The following is a 17,201-nucleotide window of genomic DNA, read 5'->3' as shown; positions in this document are numbered from 1 at the left end:
TTATCTACGTTCAATGAATGCAAGGCAAGCCGTACGCGGCAAGGAGATGCTATGGGCGAGACCAACCGGAAGCTATTTGTTTTAGACACCAATATCCTACTTCACGAACCCTTCGCTATATTTTCTTTCCAAGAGCACGATGTCGTTATCCCCATGACAGTGCTAGAAGAACTAGACAGAATCAAAGACAGTAAGAGAGACGTTGCCCGAGATGCGAGAATTGCGATACGAACTCTCGAAGATCTATTCAGGGAAGCTACACCAGACCAAATATCGGAAGGTATCCCTTTCACCAAAGACATTAAAGCCTCAGGCAGTATTTCAATACTCGCCGATTACGAACTTCAAGAAAGCATCAAAGCCTTTGCCGACGATAAGGCAGGCGATAACCGAATCCTCAACGCTGTACTCTACCTTCAAAACAAACGCGCGCCACGCGAAGTGGTTCTCATCACCAAAGACATCAACATGCGCTTACGCGCAAAAGGCGCGGGCGTACGTTTCGTTGAAGATTATCAAACCGACCAACTCATCGATGATATCCAATACCTCACTAAAGGTTTCCAACAACTTGAGGGCGCATTTTGGGACGGTATCGACAACGTCGAAAGCAAAAACCTCGGCGGAAAAACCTTACACACGTTAGCAAGAGAGCCTTTCGAGCCGACCTTCCTCAACCAATATGTGATTGATGAAGAGAGCGACTTTGCAGCAAGAGTTGAAGAGATTGATACTGAAACCATCACACTCAGGGACTTAAGCCGTGAACGCTTAATGAACCGAAGAGCTTGGGATATCACGCCAAAAAACATTTATCAGGGAATGGCGATTGATGCGCTACTCGACCCAGATATTGACCTGGTGATCCTAACTGGTGCGGCAGGTAGTGGTAAAACGCTGCTCGCCATGGCTGCTGCACTTGAACAAACCATAGAGCGCAAACAGTTCGATAAGATCATCGTAACCCGAAACACGCCCGATATTGGAGAGTCGATTGGTTTCCTTCCTGGTACCGAAGAAGAGAAGATGCTGCCTTGGTTGGCTGCTGTGACTGATACACTGGAAGCGCTGCACAAAAACGACCACTGTACCGAAGGGTCAATGAAATACATCTGTGACAAAGCCAATATCCAGTTCAAGTCGATCAACTTTATGCGTGGCCGTTCCATCCAAAATGCGTTTGTACTTCTCGATGAGTGTCAGAACCTCACTGCATCGCAAATCAAAACCATCATCACCCGCTGTGGTGAAGGGACCAAGATTGTCTGCTCAGGTAACCTAGCGCAGATAGATTCTTCTTACTTAACCCCTGTTACTTCAGGTTTAACCTACATGGTTGAGCGTTTTAAAAACTTCGAAGGCAGTGCCAATATCCACCTCAATGGCGTGGTACGTAGCCGACTGGCAGAGTTTGCCGAAGAGAACATGTAATCGCTTTCTACTACTAACCCTTCCTCAAAGACAAAAAGCGCCTCACGATGGAGGCGCTTTTCACTTTAACTTTGCAGTCATTTTGCTGAGACTAGACTGATTTACTCAGTACCACCAACGGTCAGAGAGTCTAGTTTCAATGTTGGCTGACCAACACCCACCGGCACGCTTTGACCAGCCTTGCCACATACACCAACGCCACGGTCAATGCTTAGGTCGTTACCAACCATAGACACCTGCTGCATCGCTTCGATACCAGAGCCGATCAGTGTTGCGCCCTTCACTGGGTGAGTGATCTTACCGTTCTCAATCATGTAGGCTTCAGAAGCCGAGAACACAAACTTACCAGACGTAATATCAACCTGGCCGCCGCCGAAGTTTGGTGCGTAGATACCTTTATCGACTGTCGCAATAATCTCTTCTGGTGTGTGCTCACCCGGTAGCATGTAGGTGTTCGTCATACGCGGCATTGGAAGATGCGCGTAAGACTCACGACGACCGTTACCGGTTGGTGCTACACCCATTAGACGAGCATTAAGCTTGTCTTGCATGTAACCTTTTAAGATACCATTTTCGATCAACGTGTTGTACTGACCGTTAACACCTTCATCATCCACGTTCAGTGAACCACGAAGGTCAGTCAATGTACCGTCATCGACAATCGTACATAGGCTTGAAGTAACTTGTTCGCCAACTTTTCCAGAGAATACTGAAGACTCTTTACGGTTGAAGTCGCCCTCTAAACCGTGACCTACGGCTTCGTGCAGCAGAACGCCCGGCCAACCAGAACCGAGAACGACAGGCATTGCCCCAGCAGGCGCAGCAACTGCTTCAAGGTTAACAAGCGCTTGGCGAATCGCTTCATCAGCAAACTGATAAGCTACTTGAGTGCCTTTATCATCGCTTAGGAAGAAGTCGTAACCAAAACGGCCACCACCACCAGCACTACCACGCTCACGGCGATCGCCTTTCTGAGCAAGAACACTAATAGATAAACGAACCAGCGGGCGAATATCGCCAGCGTACGTACCATCAGTCGCGGCAACCAGCATCTGCTCATGCACACCGCTTAGGCTTACCGATACTTCCGTCACCATTGGCTCTTTAGTACGAATGTAAGCGTCCAATGACTTAAGAAGTTCTGTTTTTTGCTGCTTTTCCCAGCTTGCTAACGGGTTGACTGCATCATAATACGCTTGGTTAGAGTTGCGCTTGAAGGCTTGTACCTTGCCGTTTTGACCTTGCTTCGCAATACCACGAGCTGCAATTGCGCTCTGCTTAAGACCATCCAGTTGGATTTGGTCAGAGTAAGCAAAACCGGTCTTTTCACCAGATACTGCACGAACGCCCACACCGCAATCGATATTGAAAGAGCCGTCTTTAATAATGCTGTCTTCTAGCACTAAAGATTCGTGCCAGCTTGACTGAAAGTAGATATCAGCATAATCAATTTGGCGGGTAGCAATGCTCGCCAATGTATCTGCGATATTTTGCTCCGTAAGCCCTGTCGGGTTCAGTAGCGCTTCTTCAATTTGATTAATGCTCATAGATGGCTCTTGTTTGTAATTAAAATTGATTGGTAAATCGAGTATGTTGTGTGATGGGCATATTTTGCCTAATGGATTCACAACTGGATGTGTCTATCTCGACCACCATACTTTTAGGGTCTTGGTCTAACTGTGCGACCACTCTCCCCCAGGGATCAACCACCATAGAGTGTCCCCATGTTTCTCTTTGGCAAGGGTGCTTACCACCTTGCCCTACCGCAACAATCCACGACTGTGTTTCGATTGCCCGGCATCTTAACAGTGCTTCCCAGTGCGCCTGACCGGTTACCGCAGTAAACGCAGCTGGTACCACGATGATCTGCGCGCCTTGCTGGCGTAACTCTGAATACAAGTGAGGAAAGCGCACATCATAGCAAATACTTAACCCTAAGTGACCAAAAGGCGTTTCCGTTGTCACAACTCGGTCACCCGGTGTGAAAATATCGGACTCTCGATAGCACTTGTGGGCATCGGCGACATCCACATCGAACATATGTAGCTTGTCATAGTGAGCCACTAAGCTGCCAAAGTCATCAATCACCAGAGTCGTTGTGGTGACACCCTTCGCTGTACTTATCGGCATACTGCCCACAATGATCCAAATACGATGAAGCCTAGCTAACTCAGCCAGTTTTTTCTGTAATGGACCACCATTCAATGGCTCGGCATACTGGTGATAATCCGCTTTGCTACCGAATACCAATGCATTCTCTGGGCAAACGACCCATTTAGCCCCTAACGCCTTACACTTGGCTACCTCTTTGGCGAGATAATCAAGGTTACTGTCAGGGTCAGGGCCCGAAGTCATTTGAATCAAACCAACACAATCCATGTGTACTGCTTCTCCATTCATTATGATTCAGAAATCACTATTTATCTGTATATTAGGGCTTACTTTTACTCAGCCAACTTTCTTAGATTTTCTGGAAGTTGGAACTCACCAGAGCTACGAGAAAGCTCACTTACCGTTGGTGAATCCAGAGGGCCTTTCACCGAGTAATTAACCTGAGTAAAGACCTCAACAACCGGTGAAATCACCGTGGTTACCGCCAATACATACAACGCAGTTTGAGGCGTTACCGCAAACGCTGTTAGCACTGGAATACCCGATGTGATATCTGGCGTAAAGTTTACTTCTGCATCTACCTGACGAGTATTTAGGTTAGCGATGCCTTTTATCTTCATCTCACCCGCCACGGCATCCATGTTCAGATCGTTGGTCAGGAAGATACCATTTTGCATCTTGCCCGTGCCTGTAATGCTGTTAAATGCCATGCCTTTATCAAACACATCAGAGAAATCGAGCTGCATCTTACGAATGATCGAATCTAAACTGAACAAACCAAGCAAGCGAGCTGCCCCGCTCACATCTGAGATAATACCTTTACCGAACTTGGTTTTTACGTCGCCATCCAGAGTATCCATCTTGATACCCCAAGGTGAACCGTCCCAGTCAAGTTGAGCTTCTAGCTCAAACGGTGCTTTTTGAATCCCCGAGGTGATACCAAAGCGCTCCATCAACTCACTGTTATTTTCACCTTCAACGTCAACTTTCAGCGATGAATGACTCTGGTCACCATTCAATTCCCACCAGCCACTAACATCCGCTTTATTACCGCCGCTGCGTACCTGAATTTTCTTCCATGCAATGCGATTGTCTTCTCTAGCTAACTCAACATCCACCTTTCCAACCTTATAGCCTTGTAGCCAGAAGTCGTTGAGAGTTAGCTTGAGATTTGGCATCACATCATGGATCTTTCTATCCAATTCAGAGATCAGCGGTGCTTCTTGCTCTTTGCGTTGCAGCAATGGCTCCTGCTTTGATTTGTCGCTCCATTCTGGAACAAACAGGTGCAAACGATCCAATGACACGGTTAAATCATAAGGAGGCAGATAATTAATATCCCCTTCTAACTCTTGGCTCGATACTTCCATTTGCCAAGCTTGTTTATTCTTGCGCGCACTGAAATCAACATCATTCCAAGCAATACCACCAAGAATCAGCTCTTTACTTTCAAAAGTCACACGACTTGGCGCTGGAATCGTTGGTGTGTTCATTTGGCTTAGAACAGCCGTTGATGGCTGTACCGGCTCCATGATCACCGAAAGCCAATCATCAGCATTAAACTTATCGGTACGGATCAATGCATGGTGGCCAACCACGGGGCTAATCTTGTAGCCACCTCGACCTAATACTAGGTTGGTCGCGGTTAACTCAGGCACATCACCCGTGATATCAATTTCAGCTTGGTACTTGGTATTCGGCAACTGCAAACGCGCAGTAATCGCTTCTTGGTTACCCGATGCTTGTAGCCTTGCTGAACCACTCTCTAATGACTTTTTCGCCAGTGGGTATGGGTAATCGCTCGCGAGATATTTTAGGTCAGACTGTAAATCTAATTGGTAAGTAAAACCGATATCATTGAGTTGAATATCAATCTGACTTTGCCATTGTGCATGACCAGATAGACGACTCAACCATTGCTCTCCAATATAAGGCTCTAAGGGTTTCACATCCCAATCGCCCAGAACGTCAATATCAACTGCATAGCCAGGGCCATCATTCTGCCCTTTAAAATCAATAGAGATGCCTTGTTTAAGCAAGTCTGCCGCTAAACCATTCGCTGTCACAACATCATTATCAAACTCGATACGACCCGTGGTGTTTTCTAACACCATTGGTGGCGCTTCAATTTCAACATGGTTGCCGCTTAGGTCAGCGTAACCCCACGCTCTGGCTTCTTTATCAGAGTCGAATGGGATATTAAGCTGGAATTCGGAAGAGACATCACCGCTAACTTGCAGTGCGGTTAACGCAGCACCCACGGAGTCAACCAGTGGCGAAGCCGTCATGTAATCACGTACCGCATTACCTGACGCGGTGGCCTTTGCTTCTATCTCGATATGGCCGCCTTCACCCAAATAAGGAATACGACCTGTGATTCGATCAGCAGTCACATCCATTAATTGTGCAGAGCGAGAATCGAGATGCATCGCATCATTCTCAAACAATAGATCAAGTTGCAGGTCTGTAATCAGCGGCCACGCAGTATCAAAACTAAACTTGGCGTCTTCTAATCCAACCCAGATTTGGAAAATACCATCGTGATTCGCGTATGGGTATTGAGCCAATTCACCATGCCACAACAGTTTTACAGTATCTGCCTTACCCGCTTGAATAGCAGTAGATAGGTAATCAGTCAGGTCTTGCCCAAGCGCTAAGGTCGGTAGGTAACGCCATGTTTCGCCAACGTTGTAAGCGTCTGCTTCACCATAAAATGATAAGTAAGGGCTCGCATCTTTAGGGAAATCTAATCGAAACGCACCTAACACTTGTAAATCTGGCGTGGCTGCCGTGACTTTATCAGACCAAAGCTTCCAGCCGCTCTCGTCTTGCTGCCATACAATATCAACTTGACCTTGCTTGATGTTTAAAGGCGCTTGGAAAACATCGCCATACGGGAATACATCGTCAATAACATGTAGGCTGGCTTTTGCTTCGGTCATAGAGCCGAACACGCTACCAGAAACTTGGCTAAAGCCCGGCACTAAATCCCATTGCTCAATCGCAAGATCAGAAAAGCTAGCCGAGTAACGTAAGCTCTCGATACCAGATTCCATCGATAGACGAATATCAGAGACCGTGCCGCCTGGAGACAGCACATTTATCATCTTGGTTGATTCTTCTGAGTCTGGTAGCAGCTTAATCAGCGGAGTAATAGTCGAAATATCAAGCTCAGATACATTAAGCTGCCAAGGGCCTTGTTGCCATTTAAATGCCACATCAAGTTCAGGCCACGGCGTATCATCGGTTCTCAAGTTAAGTGAGTGACCATTTACTTGCCAACCATCATCGATTGGAGACAACTTAAACACGCCCGATTCAAGCATCAAGTCATGCTTGCCATCTTCGTTCCAGGTCAATTCTGAAGGCAGCACCTCGACATAGGCGCTCACAGGCTTACTATTACGTAGTGTGAGCCAACTATTTAGGCTCACGGTCCCCGTTTCAATGCCAGACTCAGCCTGCATGTAACGGGTTAACCAAGGTTTAATCGAGATGTTATCTGCGCTGACATAAAACTCACCAGTCACATCTGTCAGTGAACCGCCATCAATAAAGTTAGCGCTTACTGACAAAGAGTTGAGGTTAGCGTCTTTGATACTCACTACGCCTTCTGCGAGGTGGTGTTTACCTGAGTTCTGCCACTTTAAGGTTTCGATATCAAGCTGACGCTCTTCATCAGAGACAGCACGATACAAAATGGTGGAATCTTTCGCGGTGACGTCGACCAAGGTTTTCAGCAGCAGGTTATCGAGCTCATTCATCACTCGCTTAGAAGAGCCAGAATCTTTGGGTTTATCTGTCTCGTTTTGCCCAGCAAATAGGTCAATAGATCGGATATCAAGATACATCTGGTTCATAACCAGATCAGCTACAACCGGACGCATTTGAACGAGCGATTGAATCAAGTCAAACTCGACTTCGACACGCTCAACAGAAAAAGTCACATCTTCTGCATTAGGAAGGCTAGCTTTTACACCTTGCAGCGCGATGGAGGGGTGAGTGTTACGCCAAAAACCACCCACGTCTTGACTAGAAAACTCAAAACCAGAATGTTGATTTACCCAAAGCTCAATTTCAGATTGATACTTATTTAAATTGGGTAAGGCTACACGCAGTGTAGTAACAGCAATGGCTAGCGTTACTAAGAGAGTAACCACTAACCATAAGCATGCACGTAGAATCAGAGTAACGCTTGAGCTCACAAAATTTCCATTACATCATAACAACATCAAACTGCTCTTGTATGTACAGAGGCTCAGCCTGGATTTTAACTTGTTTACCAATAAACACTTCAAGCTCAGCAAGCGCATGAGACTCATCGCCCTCTAACGCTTCAGCAACCGCAGCTGCAGCATAAACCACAAACTTGTCAGCGTCGTAGGCACGGTTGACACGAGTGATCTCTCGAAGTATCTCATAACAGACGGTTTCAACTGTCTTCACGCTGCCACGACCTTCACAAGCAGGACAACTCGAACACAGAATATGCTCAATACTTTCACGAGTGCGCTTACGCGTCATCTCTACTAAACCAAGCTGTGTGAAGCCATTAATGTTGGTCTTTACACGATCTTTGTCTAGCGCACTTTCTAGGGAAGTTAGTACTCGCTTACGATGGTCTTCAGACAGCATATCGATAAAGTCGATTATGATGATGCCACCTAAGTTACGTAAACGCAGTTGACGAGCAATCGCTTGTGTCGCCTCTACATTGGTGTTGAAAATCGTCTCTTCTAGGTTACGACGACCAACAAACGCGCCGGTGTTGATATCAACCGTAGTCATTGCTTCCGTTTGGTCGATGATCAGATAACCACCAGACTTGAGCTCGACTTTACGATCCAGAGAGCGCTGAATTTCATTCTCAGTATCGTACATATCAAAGATAGGCTTATCACCTTCATACAGCTCAAGCTTATCAGTCAGCTCTGGCACGTATTCAGAAGTAAACTCTTTAAGGTTTTCATACTCAAGGCGAGAATCGACCTGAATCTTGCTCAGTTCCGTTCCCACGAAATCACGTAAGATACGCTGACTTAAACACAACTCACCGTACAAACGAGTGCGCGCTTTATGCTTGCCACGGCGTTCCAATACTTTGAGCCATAGACGCTTCAAGAATGCCGCGTCTTGTGCAAGTTCGTTTGAATCAGCGCCTTCTGCAGCAGTACGGATAATAAAGCCACCATGCTCATCACAGTAATGAGAGACGACCTTCTTAAGACGATTACGCTCTGATTCGCTATCGATACGTTGAGAAACACCAACGTGACTCGCCCCTGGCATAAACACGAGGTAACGAGATGGCAGAGTGATATCAGTGGTTAGGCGGGCACCCTTGGTACCAAGCGGGTCTTTTACGACTTGAACCACAATGTCTTGCCCTTGACGAACAAGCTCTGAAATATCGCGAACCTGAAATTGCTTCTTTTCATTTTCAGCGACACATTCAGTGTGTGGGACAATATCAGAGGCGTGTAGAAAAGCTGCTTTCTCAAGACCGATATCCACAAACGCAGCCTGCATTCCCGGAAGAACACGACTAACGCGACCTTTATAGATATTTCCTACGATTCCGCGTCGAGCGTCTCGTTCGATATGGATCTCTTGAAGAGTTCCCCCTTCAATCATGGCCACGCGAGTTTCACTCGGGGTCACGTTCAGCAACAATTCAGCACTCATGGTGCACCTCAGATTAGTAATTATAAGAATTCTTGCAGTAGCTGGTCCGTTTCAAATAAAGGTAAGCCGACAACGGCGTAATAACTACCTTCGATTCGGGTGACAAAGCGCCCCCCCAAACCTTGGATCCCATAGCTACCGGCTTTATCGCATGGCTCCCCTGTTTGCCAGTATTGTTCTATTTCTTTTTCACTGAGGGGTTTAAACCATACGTCGGTAATAACGATTTCTGTTTTTTGTTTTTCTTGTGAAACCACTGACACAGCCGTCATCACTTGGTGACGTCCATTAGCTAACTGAAGCAGCATACGCTTAGAGTCAGAAAAATCCGCGGGTTTCTCGAGCACTTGCCCTTGGCTAACGACAACCGTATCAGAACCAAGCACTACAGTATCAGAACCAGAAGCGCCCTGCTGCTCTTCAGAAGGTTTCGCAGCCAATAAAGACAACGCGGCTAAGGCTTTATCTAAAGATAGTCGCTTAACGTACTCTTCGGCGGTTTCTTGAGTGTGTTTACACTCTTCAACATCGGTGACTAAGACAGAAAACTCATAGCCGAGTTGAGATAATAATTCTTTGCGGCGCGGCGAACCGGATGCCAAAACTAAATGTTTCTTTTGCATTGTCATGTTACCTCACATGCCAATGGCGACGCACACGTCTCATTAACAAGAACATCCAAGGCCAAAGTATACAGTTTATCAATGCACTCCATAACGATAATGGATTGAAAACGACATCTTGGATCAAATATTCACCGAAGAATATCAGCACCTCAAACAATACCGTTAACGCCGCAATGATCATGGCTTGTTGCCACAGCGCCATATTACGAATTACGAGGAAGTTTAACGCAACAATGTACATCACGATTGCCATCATCATGCCTCGAATACCTAATGTAGAACCAATCAAAAGGTCCCACAATAGGCCAAGAATCAAAGCGCTGCCCACGTTAACACGATGCGGCAAAGCCAGAACCCAGTAACAAGTAACCAGCAATAACCAAGACGGTCTGAACAAGTCTAAACTGCCTGGCCATGGAATGGTTTGCAGAATAAGGGCGATCAATAATGAACAGCCAATTACTATCTTGCTTCTTAAAACGCTATTGGCCATTTTCATCCTCTAACATTGCTTGCTCTATGTTGGATTGATCGGTTTGTTTCTGTTTGTTTTCGTCAGGCCACACAAGCAGCAGATATCTAAGCTTATCAAACTCAACCACAGGTTCCGCTTTGATTACCGCAAACTCACGTTTCGGATCGTAATCAACCTTAGAGACATAAGCGACTGGGTAACCTTCTGGATAAACACCACCAAGCCCTGACGTTACCAAGAGGTCTTCTTCCTGAATGTCAGTACTGGTTGGAATGTGCTCTAGCTGGATTTCATCAATCATGCCATTGCCAGAAGCAATCACACGGATATCGTTACGGATAACCTGGACGGGAATCGCATTGTTTGCATCCGTCAGTAGCAAGACTCGACTATTGTGAGCCGCAACAAAGGTCACTTGACCAACAATACCTTTCTCGTTGATCACCGGCTGACCTTCATACACCCCATCAATCTGACCTTTATCGATCACGACTTGATGACGGTATGGAGAGGTATCAACGGCCATAACTTCAGTAACGACTTTCTTTTCATCACGGATAAACGGAGAGCCTAATAGCTTACGAAGGCGCTTATTTTCTTCTTGATATTGCTCAAGCAGAATTAGTTCACTCTTCAGTCGCAAGACTTCTCGCTTCATATTATGGTTTGATTCGATCAGTCCTTTACGAGTGCTAAAACGGTCGTATACACCGTCAAACATCGTGCGAGGTAGGTTAGCTGCATATTGAATTGGGGCAACCATGCTGTTCAATAGATAGCGGACATTTGAGAAAGCATCTAAACGACTATCAGCCAGCATAAGGCTGGCTGATAAAATTACAGCAAAAAACAGGCGCAATTGTAGAGAGGGACCTCTACCAAAAATTGGCTTCATTCTATATTTGATCCTAGAGCTACATTTGATCCTATAGACAAGGTCCTAGGCTCTTTACATAAAACTAGATAATAAAAGAGCCTAACACTAGATATTATTCTTCGCTGAACAGATCGCCGCCGTGCATGTCGATCATCTCTAGGGCTTTACCGCCACCTAGAGCAACACACGTTAGTGGCTCTTCTGCAACAACAACAGGGATACCTGTCTCTTCTGTTAGCAGACGATCAAGGTCTTTAAGCAGTGCACCACCACCTGTTAGTACCATACCGTTTTCTGAGATGTCAGAAGCAAGCTCTGGTGGACACTGTTCAAGTGCAACCATCACTGCCGATACGATGCCAGATAGAGGTTCTTGAAGTGCTTCAAGGATCTCATTTGAATTTAGGCTAAAGCTACGAGGCACACCTTCAGCAAGGTTACGGCCACGTACTTCGATCTCTTCTACTTCATCGCCAGGGTAAGCTGAACCGATTTCGTGTTTAATCTTCTCTGCCGTCGCTTCACCGATCAAGCTGCCGTAGTTACGACGAACGTAGTTGATGATAGCTTCATCAAAACGGTCACCACCGATACGAACAGAAGATGAGTAAACCACACCGTTTAGAGAGATAACCGCAACTTCAGTAGTACCACCACCGATATCAACAACCATTGAACCCGTTGGTTCTGATACGCGTAGGCCAGCACCAATCGCTGCAGCCATTGGCTCATCGATTAAGTAAACTTCACGAGCACCAGCACCTAGCGCAGATTCACGGATAGCACGACGCTCAACTTGCGTTGAACCACAAGGTACACAAACCAAAACGCGAGGGCTTGGTTTAAGCACACTGTTGTCATGTACTTGTTTAATGAAGTGCTGAAGCATTTTTTCCGTTACGTAGAAATCAGCAATTACGCCATCTTTCATTGGACGGATCGCTGAAATGTTACCAGGCGTACGACCAAGCATTTGCTTAGCAGCGTGGCCCACAGCAGCGACACTTTTTGCAGAACCCACACGATCTTGGCGAATAGCTACAACTGAAGGCTCATCAAGAACAATGCCTTGGCCTTTTACATATATAAGGGTATTGGCAGTACCTAAGTCAATCGATAGGTCGTTTGAAAACATGCCACGAAGTTTTTTAAACATATTCTTCGCTCATCCTGCAAGAATTAGAAGACAAAAATTGCACTAAATGTACCAATGCCTTGCTGTCACGGCAAGGCATTGAAGTATAAACATGGACTGAAATCCGCAATTTCTTACAGATTCCTAACTTAACCATCAAAAATTATATTATTACTGACCTGTTAAGCCGCTTTCACCTCGGTAAATAACGCGATCGTTACCACGGTAGATGCCAAATGTGACGACGGTGGAGGGATCTTCATCGCCTAGTTGGCGCCAATTGTATTGCAACCAAGGTTGATCTTCGTAATCTGTCGAACATGATATGTCATTTTCGCCCGTCTTCTTGCTTGGTTTCGAATCACCCATTCTTAACCATAGACGGACTTGCTCACGCGGCGTACCTGTACCTGCAGGCGTATTTTGATTCGCGGTGACCTCTTCCTCACCATCATCTACGCTGCCACTGCCGTTAAGCGAAGCTAACGTGGTTATCGCCCCGTCACTGTGCCAAATCACTTGTTTACAAGCTTTTGAACCATCAAAAGTACTGCGATTGTCATCATCGTTGACGACAAATTCACTGCCATCCCAGAATTCAGCTCGCAATGGAATAGTTAGAGTAGTACCGGAATTACCACCAATATCATCCAGTGCCATTCGACCATATCGAGCAGGAGGTTGAACCAGAAACTCTGCAGAGTCTGTCAAAGTATCAGAATCAGTAAATGACACAGGATCAACGCCGTCTATCGTTAAGCCGAAATGGGTAACTGTAGAATTAGCATCCGATGTATTAAAAGGATTATCCTTGCGGCTAACCCCATCAGAATCGGTGACTCGCTTAAGAACAGCTGCACCATCGTTCAACAACCAATGCTTGCGATCAGTAGACCAAGTGCCTGCCCCTGTATCCAGTAAGAACTCATTATCGATAGCAGTGTCATCTAGAACACCAAATTTCGCCTGTAAGTCTGAATGGAAGAAACGATAATTGTTAAGCGCGTTGCCGACACCGCTTTCACCTGATGCCATTGGGTACACTTGATGAACAGTTGAGTCGTAAGGTTGACTCAAATAAGCAATGTCGTTTTGATTCGCGACATTCCATTCAGGATTCTCTTGCAGGAAATATTTCGGATAAAAGCGGCCAATTGATTTACTTCCCTTAAAGCCACCTAAAATGGAGCTGTAAAAGCTCCCGGTTTCAGTTGCAATAAAGTTAAAACTACCTACTTCTGAATATCTCAGACCATCAAATTTATAGCCTTTGTTGCTGCGGTCATTCGGTGAAATCTGTTTAGTTAATCGCGCTTCAGGGGTTAGCTCACCCAGTTCTGCATCAGGATAATCCGTAGCTGAAGGGGTATCTAGAGTTGTTGTAACTTTCACGCTTGCCGTCGATTCAAAGTAATTATTCGTCAACAATCCATCATCAGAACAAACATCAGATGAATCGGTATACTTTATCGGACGAGCATAAACATCGAATGCCTCTCTAGCGCCAGTGAAACTGTCTGAGTCTTTATCTTTGCTGTTTCCATCCGATCCCTTATTCGTGCAAATCGCAAATTTCCACGGGCGAGAATAGATAGCAAAGCTCCCCTCCACATCGTAGCTCCCATCTTCAGGGCAACCAGCGAAGCCTGTACAATCAAAGCTACTGTCTTTTAAAGTTACGTTGAAGAGCCCTGATTCAGAGATCGTTAAATCAGTAGTTGCGCTGCCTTCTTTGAACTCAGGTAAGTAAGTCAGCGAGCCATCAGAGCCACTCCAAGAACTATCAAGTTCGTGAGCAATGGTAACTTCATCCCCAGCTTCGCCGGTATAGTTTTCAGCAACAACAATTGAGTCGCCAGAATCACATGCTAGAACTTTAGTTACTGTTGGCGTAGCCTGTCCTGCAATAACATCCAAACGATTTGTCGGATTATCTCCATCCATTAAAGAGAACTTAAACGGCACGAATTTGAATTGGCTTTCAACTTCTTTTCCTGAATCGTCGACCAATATCGCCGTTAACTTATATCCGGTATCAAAATCAATATTAGCAGTATTGTTAGCGACAACTTTTAAGGTTAATTGGCCATCGTCATTTGAAACATAATTAGGATAAGTGCCAGAACCTTTTAGCACCGAAACGTCGAATTCATTAGCGTTTGGCGTAATACCTACAGTAACGCCTAGACTTTCCGCCACACCGTTATTAGAGGTATTAATGGTAAATTGAGGAGAGTCATCACCACACATCAAAGCTAAATCGGTAGCAGGAGAAATATCTATTTCATAGTCATCAACTGGTACGATACAACTGGTCTCAGCATGAATTAAAGCGTTTGATGACATATTCACAGATTTGGCAGAGACTGCACCATACACCCTAGCATTTCCACTCATATCCACGTTTTGTTCACTGTAAAGTAAACCTACAAAGGTTCCATTTCCATTTAGGCTTACAAATGGACTGCCACTTGTTAATACGTTCACCCTAAAATGAGTGTCTCCCACAAGAACTGGCTTATCACCATTCCAACGAATGATTGGGACTCCCACATAACCATCATTATTTACTGATAAGTTTTTAGTGAAAACGGTCACCGTATCGCCACTCTTGACGCGTAATTCCCCCGTGCCATTGATATTGAGCGAGCCAATCTTATACTTACCAGACTCTATTTCGACCACAGCACCAGTACCAATTGAGATACTGTCATATTCGTAGATCTTCACACCACCAACAGTGATAGGTAAGGAAGTGACATTGTGGGTATAAGGGATATCTAACGAATTGCCTAAATTATCTGGTACATCTTCTAATGCTTCTTTATCAATAAGTAAATCATCTAAGCCAAAACATTGCTGGCCTTCACAAGCAGCAAGTGTTCTATCATTCGTTTTTGAGTCTAAAAAGCCGACATAACGATTTCCACCATCCCTCAATGCACCGACAATTTTAGGAGATCCATTAATTTCCAAACTACCATTTGAACCTTTCCAGGTTTGTACTGGACTTTTATTATTAAAGCCTTCACAAATGCCTATATCATTAGGTCTATCAAACATAAAGAAGCCCACATCCTCTTTAACGTGACCACGCTCTTTATCTTTATCCATGTCTTCTTCAACGACAAAATAAACTTTATTCTTAGTCACATCACAGCGACGCAGCCAACCACCATTGCTTCCGTCGCGAGAATTTTTATTGGCAACTAAAATAGGAGGAGCATCAAACCCTGCAAACGAAATATCCGTTGACTCCAAGCACCCTTGCTCTATCGGAGAGATAACTTTCTCGTTTAATTCAGTTGTTTTTAAGGTTTGCCCATCACCAAGCCAAAAGCGTGCACCTTGAATAAAGCCGTTGCCTTCACCTGCTACGAAACCCACAGTCTCTCTCTGGGACAGGTAATTGTTACTCGTCACCTCAGACTTTTCTAATGATAGAAAGAACTTGTCTTTTCGGACTTCTCGCGCCATACCCGTAAACCATTTAGAACTGTTTCTTTTAGTTTGAGGTTGGACAAGGACACCAGGGGTATTAGAGAAGTTAGAAGGTAAGCCATAATCCTGGTAGTTAATTGTAACTTTGTTATTTCGTTCACTTTGAATATGTGAGGCTGCCACCTTGGTTTCAATTGTTCCCGCCACAATCTTAGCTTTGCTGCCCAAGGTAATAACACCAGGCTCAATAACGAAATAATCGATATTGTGCATTTGAGCATTACGCACAAAATTAACGTTATTAGCAGCATTTCGATGAGGAGCAACCTCTTGGACAATGGTTGCGGTTAATCTTGTTGTATCCGTAACGGAGGCTGTTGAAGGTAATTCGGTTTGGTTAAGAGATAACTTCGACAAATTTGCATCGATTGTAGGCATCACGAAAACCAATGGCTTGGGTTTTGCCGAGTCGTAAGTATTATCAAAAGTAATCGTACAGGTACGTTTACCATTCTGTGCTGTTGTACATTCAGAATCAGTTAACGTCCCAAACTCGAATTGGGGGTTTTGATTAATAGGGGGAATTCCAGAGCATGCGTCTACTGGATCTGTTCTATATAAACAAGTTCCATGAACCACACTATCATCATCTTTAAAGTATATCGTTGCCCAATTATTATTAGCAGCCGTAGCATCTCCGAGAATAATAGCATCATCATCTAAGTTAATATTATGATTAGTACTATCAATATTCCCCGAAACCTCTGAATCCGAAACACTTAACTGCCCAACAGCAACAACACTACCACTGATACGAGAGTCATCACTAATTATTATCTCGTTATTATTCCGATTAGATACATCTCCTACGACTTCAGAATCATTAATGGTAATTTTGGTCCCTCCGTCGACATCTCCCTGCACTATAGAACCATTTTTTATTTCTATTTCATTTAAAGTGCGATTCGATATACCACCACTAATAGTTGAATCATCAACAGTAATTTTGGATCCAGCATTGACATTCCCCCAAACAACAGATTCATCCTTTATTTCTATCTCATTATTCGTTCTATTAGTAACCCTGCCATTAACTTGAGAATCAGAGATAGTAATTTTAGTACCGCCATCAACGTTTCCAGAGACCCATGAGTCAGACTCTAAAACGATCTCGTGGCTACTAACGTTAGATACTGAACCTCTAATGATCGAGTTTTTCGTTGTTACCTTGTTGTTTACAGCTATATCAGCACGTAAGTCTGAGTTTTCAAAATAACTATCACCGCTAGAGCCGCCTTCTAAGAAAACTTTATTGTTATTGTGTGTGAAATCACTGTTAATCAGTTTAAATCCACCACTAGCCCACAATGTTGAACCACTGTTCATTTTTATATATGCGTTATCCGCGTCAAATACTCC

At 44.8% G+C, this 17,201-nt stretch carries 10 protein-coding genes; 1 reads left to right on the top strand and 9 read right to left on the bottom strand.

Translation table 11 applies throughout. The annotated features are described in order from the left end of the window. The first annotated feature begins 51 nt into the window (after nt 1-51). Entirely contained in the window at nt 52-1,431 is a 1,380-nt protein-coding gene (locus F0228_RS03265; protein ID WP_008220562.1) for a PhoH family protein, read from the top strand. Nucleotides 1,432-1,532: 101 nt separating this feature from the next. On the opposite strand, the gene tldD is transcribed toward F0228_RS03265, so the two are convergent. From tldD to F0228_RS03220, 9 genes are all read right to left on the bottom strand, one after another. Further along, nucleotides 1,533-2,978, bottom strand: coding sequence for a metalloprotease TldD (gene tldD, locus F0228_RS03260; RefSeq protein WP_019826943.1), 1,446 nt, complete (start codon nt 2,976-2,978; stop codon nt 1,533-1,535). Between the two features lie 19 nt (nt 2,979-2,997). Continuing rightward, entirely contained in the window at nt 2,998-3,810 is an 813-nt protein-coding gene (locus F0228_RS03255) for a carbon-nitrogen hydrolase family protein (RefSeq protein ID WP_019826945.1), read from the bottom strand. Nucleotides 3,811-3,875: 65 nt separating this feature from the next. Then, nucleotides 3,876-7,748, bottom strand: a complete 3,873-nt coding sequence (locus tag F0228_RS03250; protein WP_171761895.1) for a YhdP family protein — start codon at nt 7,746-7,748, stop codon at nt 3,876-3,878. Between the two features lie 10 nt (nt 7,749-7,758). Next, complete coding sequence (gene rng / locus F0228_RS03245; RefSeq protein ID WP_004740839.1) at nt 7,759-9,228, bottom strand: ribonuclease G; 1,470 nt, start codon at nt 9,226-9,228, stop codon at nt 7,759-7,761. Between the two features lie 20 nt (nt 9,229-9,248). Then, complete coding sequence (locus F0228_RS03240) at nt 9,249-9,851, bottom strand: Maf family protein (protein WP_061033575.1); 603 nt, start codon at nt 9,849-9,851, stop codon at nt 9,249-9,251. A gap of 7 nt (nt 9,852-9,858) precedes the next feature. Next, nucleotides 9,859-10,347 carry a rod shape-determining protein MreD gene (mreD, locus tag F0228_RS03235; RefSeq protein WP_019826951.1) on the bottom strand — a complete coding sequence of 163 codons (489 nt, stop codon included), beginning with the start codon at nt 10,345-10,347 and terminating at the stop codon, nt 9,859-9,861. Continuing rightward, nucleotides 10,337-11,224 (bottom strand): rod shape-determining protein MreC, encoded by an 888-nt coding sequence (gene mreC, locus F0228_RS03230; RefSeq protein ID WP_008220573.1) that lies wholly within the window; start codon nt 11,222-11,224, stop codon nt 10,337-10,339. The genes mreD and mreC overlap by 11 nt, the downstream gene beginning before the upstream one ends. 94 nt (nt 11,225-11,318) lie before the next feature. Beyond that, on the bottom strand, nt 11,319-12,362 hold the full coding sequence (locus F0228_RS03225) for a rod shape-determining protein (protein ID WP_004740843.1): 1,044 nt from the start codon (nt 12,360-12,362) through the stop codon (nt 11,319-11,321). A gap of 150 nt (nt 12,363-12,512) precedes the next feature. Further along, nucleotides 12,513-17,168: a DUF6701 domain-containing protein gene (locus F0228_RS03220; protein WP_171761918.1), complete on the bottom strand. Its 4,656-nt coding sequence runs from the start codon at nt 17,166-17,168 to the stop codon at nt 12,513-12,515. Between the last annotated feature and the right edge of the window lie 33 nt (nt 17,169-17,201).

The organism is Vibrio sp. 99K-1, from assembly GCF_013114585.1.
Lineage (GTDB): Bacteria > Pseudomonadota > Gammaproteobacteria > Enterobacterales > Vibrionaceae > Vibrio > Vibrio chagasii_B.
This window is presented reverse-complemented; position numbering and strand designations above follow the sequence as displayed.

Bases quoted from the DNA above. Each gene is read 5' to 3' on its own strand.
- rng (WP_004740839.1), bottom strand. From the start codon at position 9,228: ATGAGTGCTGAATTGTTGCTGAACGTGACCCCGAGTGAAACTCGCGTG.
- F0228_RS03255 (WP_019826945.1), bottom strand. From the start codon at position 3,810: ATGGATTGTGTTGGTTTGATTCAAATGACTTCGGGCCCTGACCCTGAC.
- tldD (WP_019826943.1), bottom strand. From the start codon at position 2,978: ATGAGCATTAATCAAATTGAAGAAGCGCTACTGAACCCGACAGGGCTT.
- F0228_RS03240 (WP_061033575.1), bottom strand. From the start codon at position 9,851: ATGCAAAAGAAACATTTAGTTTTGGCATCCGGTTCGCCGCGCCGCAAA.
- mreC (WP_008220573.1), bottom strand. From the start codon at position 11,224: ATGAAGCCAATTTTTGGTAGAGGTCCCTCTCTACAATTGCGCCTGTTT.
- F0228_RS03225 (WP_004740843.1), bottom strand. From the start codon at position 12,362: ATGTTTAAAAAACTTCGTGGCATGTTTTCAAACGACCTATCGATTGAC.
- F0228_RS03265 (WP_008220562.1), top strand. From the start codon at position 52: ATGGGCGAGACCAACCGGAAGCTATTTGTTTTAGACACCAATATCCTA.
- mreD (WP_019826951.1), bottom strand. From the start codon at position 10,347: ATGGCCAATAGCGTTTTAAGAAGCAAGATAGTAATTGGCTGTTCATTA.
- F0228_RS03220 (WP_171761918.1), bottom strand. From the start codon at position 17,168: ATGAACAGTGGTTCAACATTGTGGGCTAGTGGTGGATTTAAACTGATT.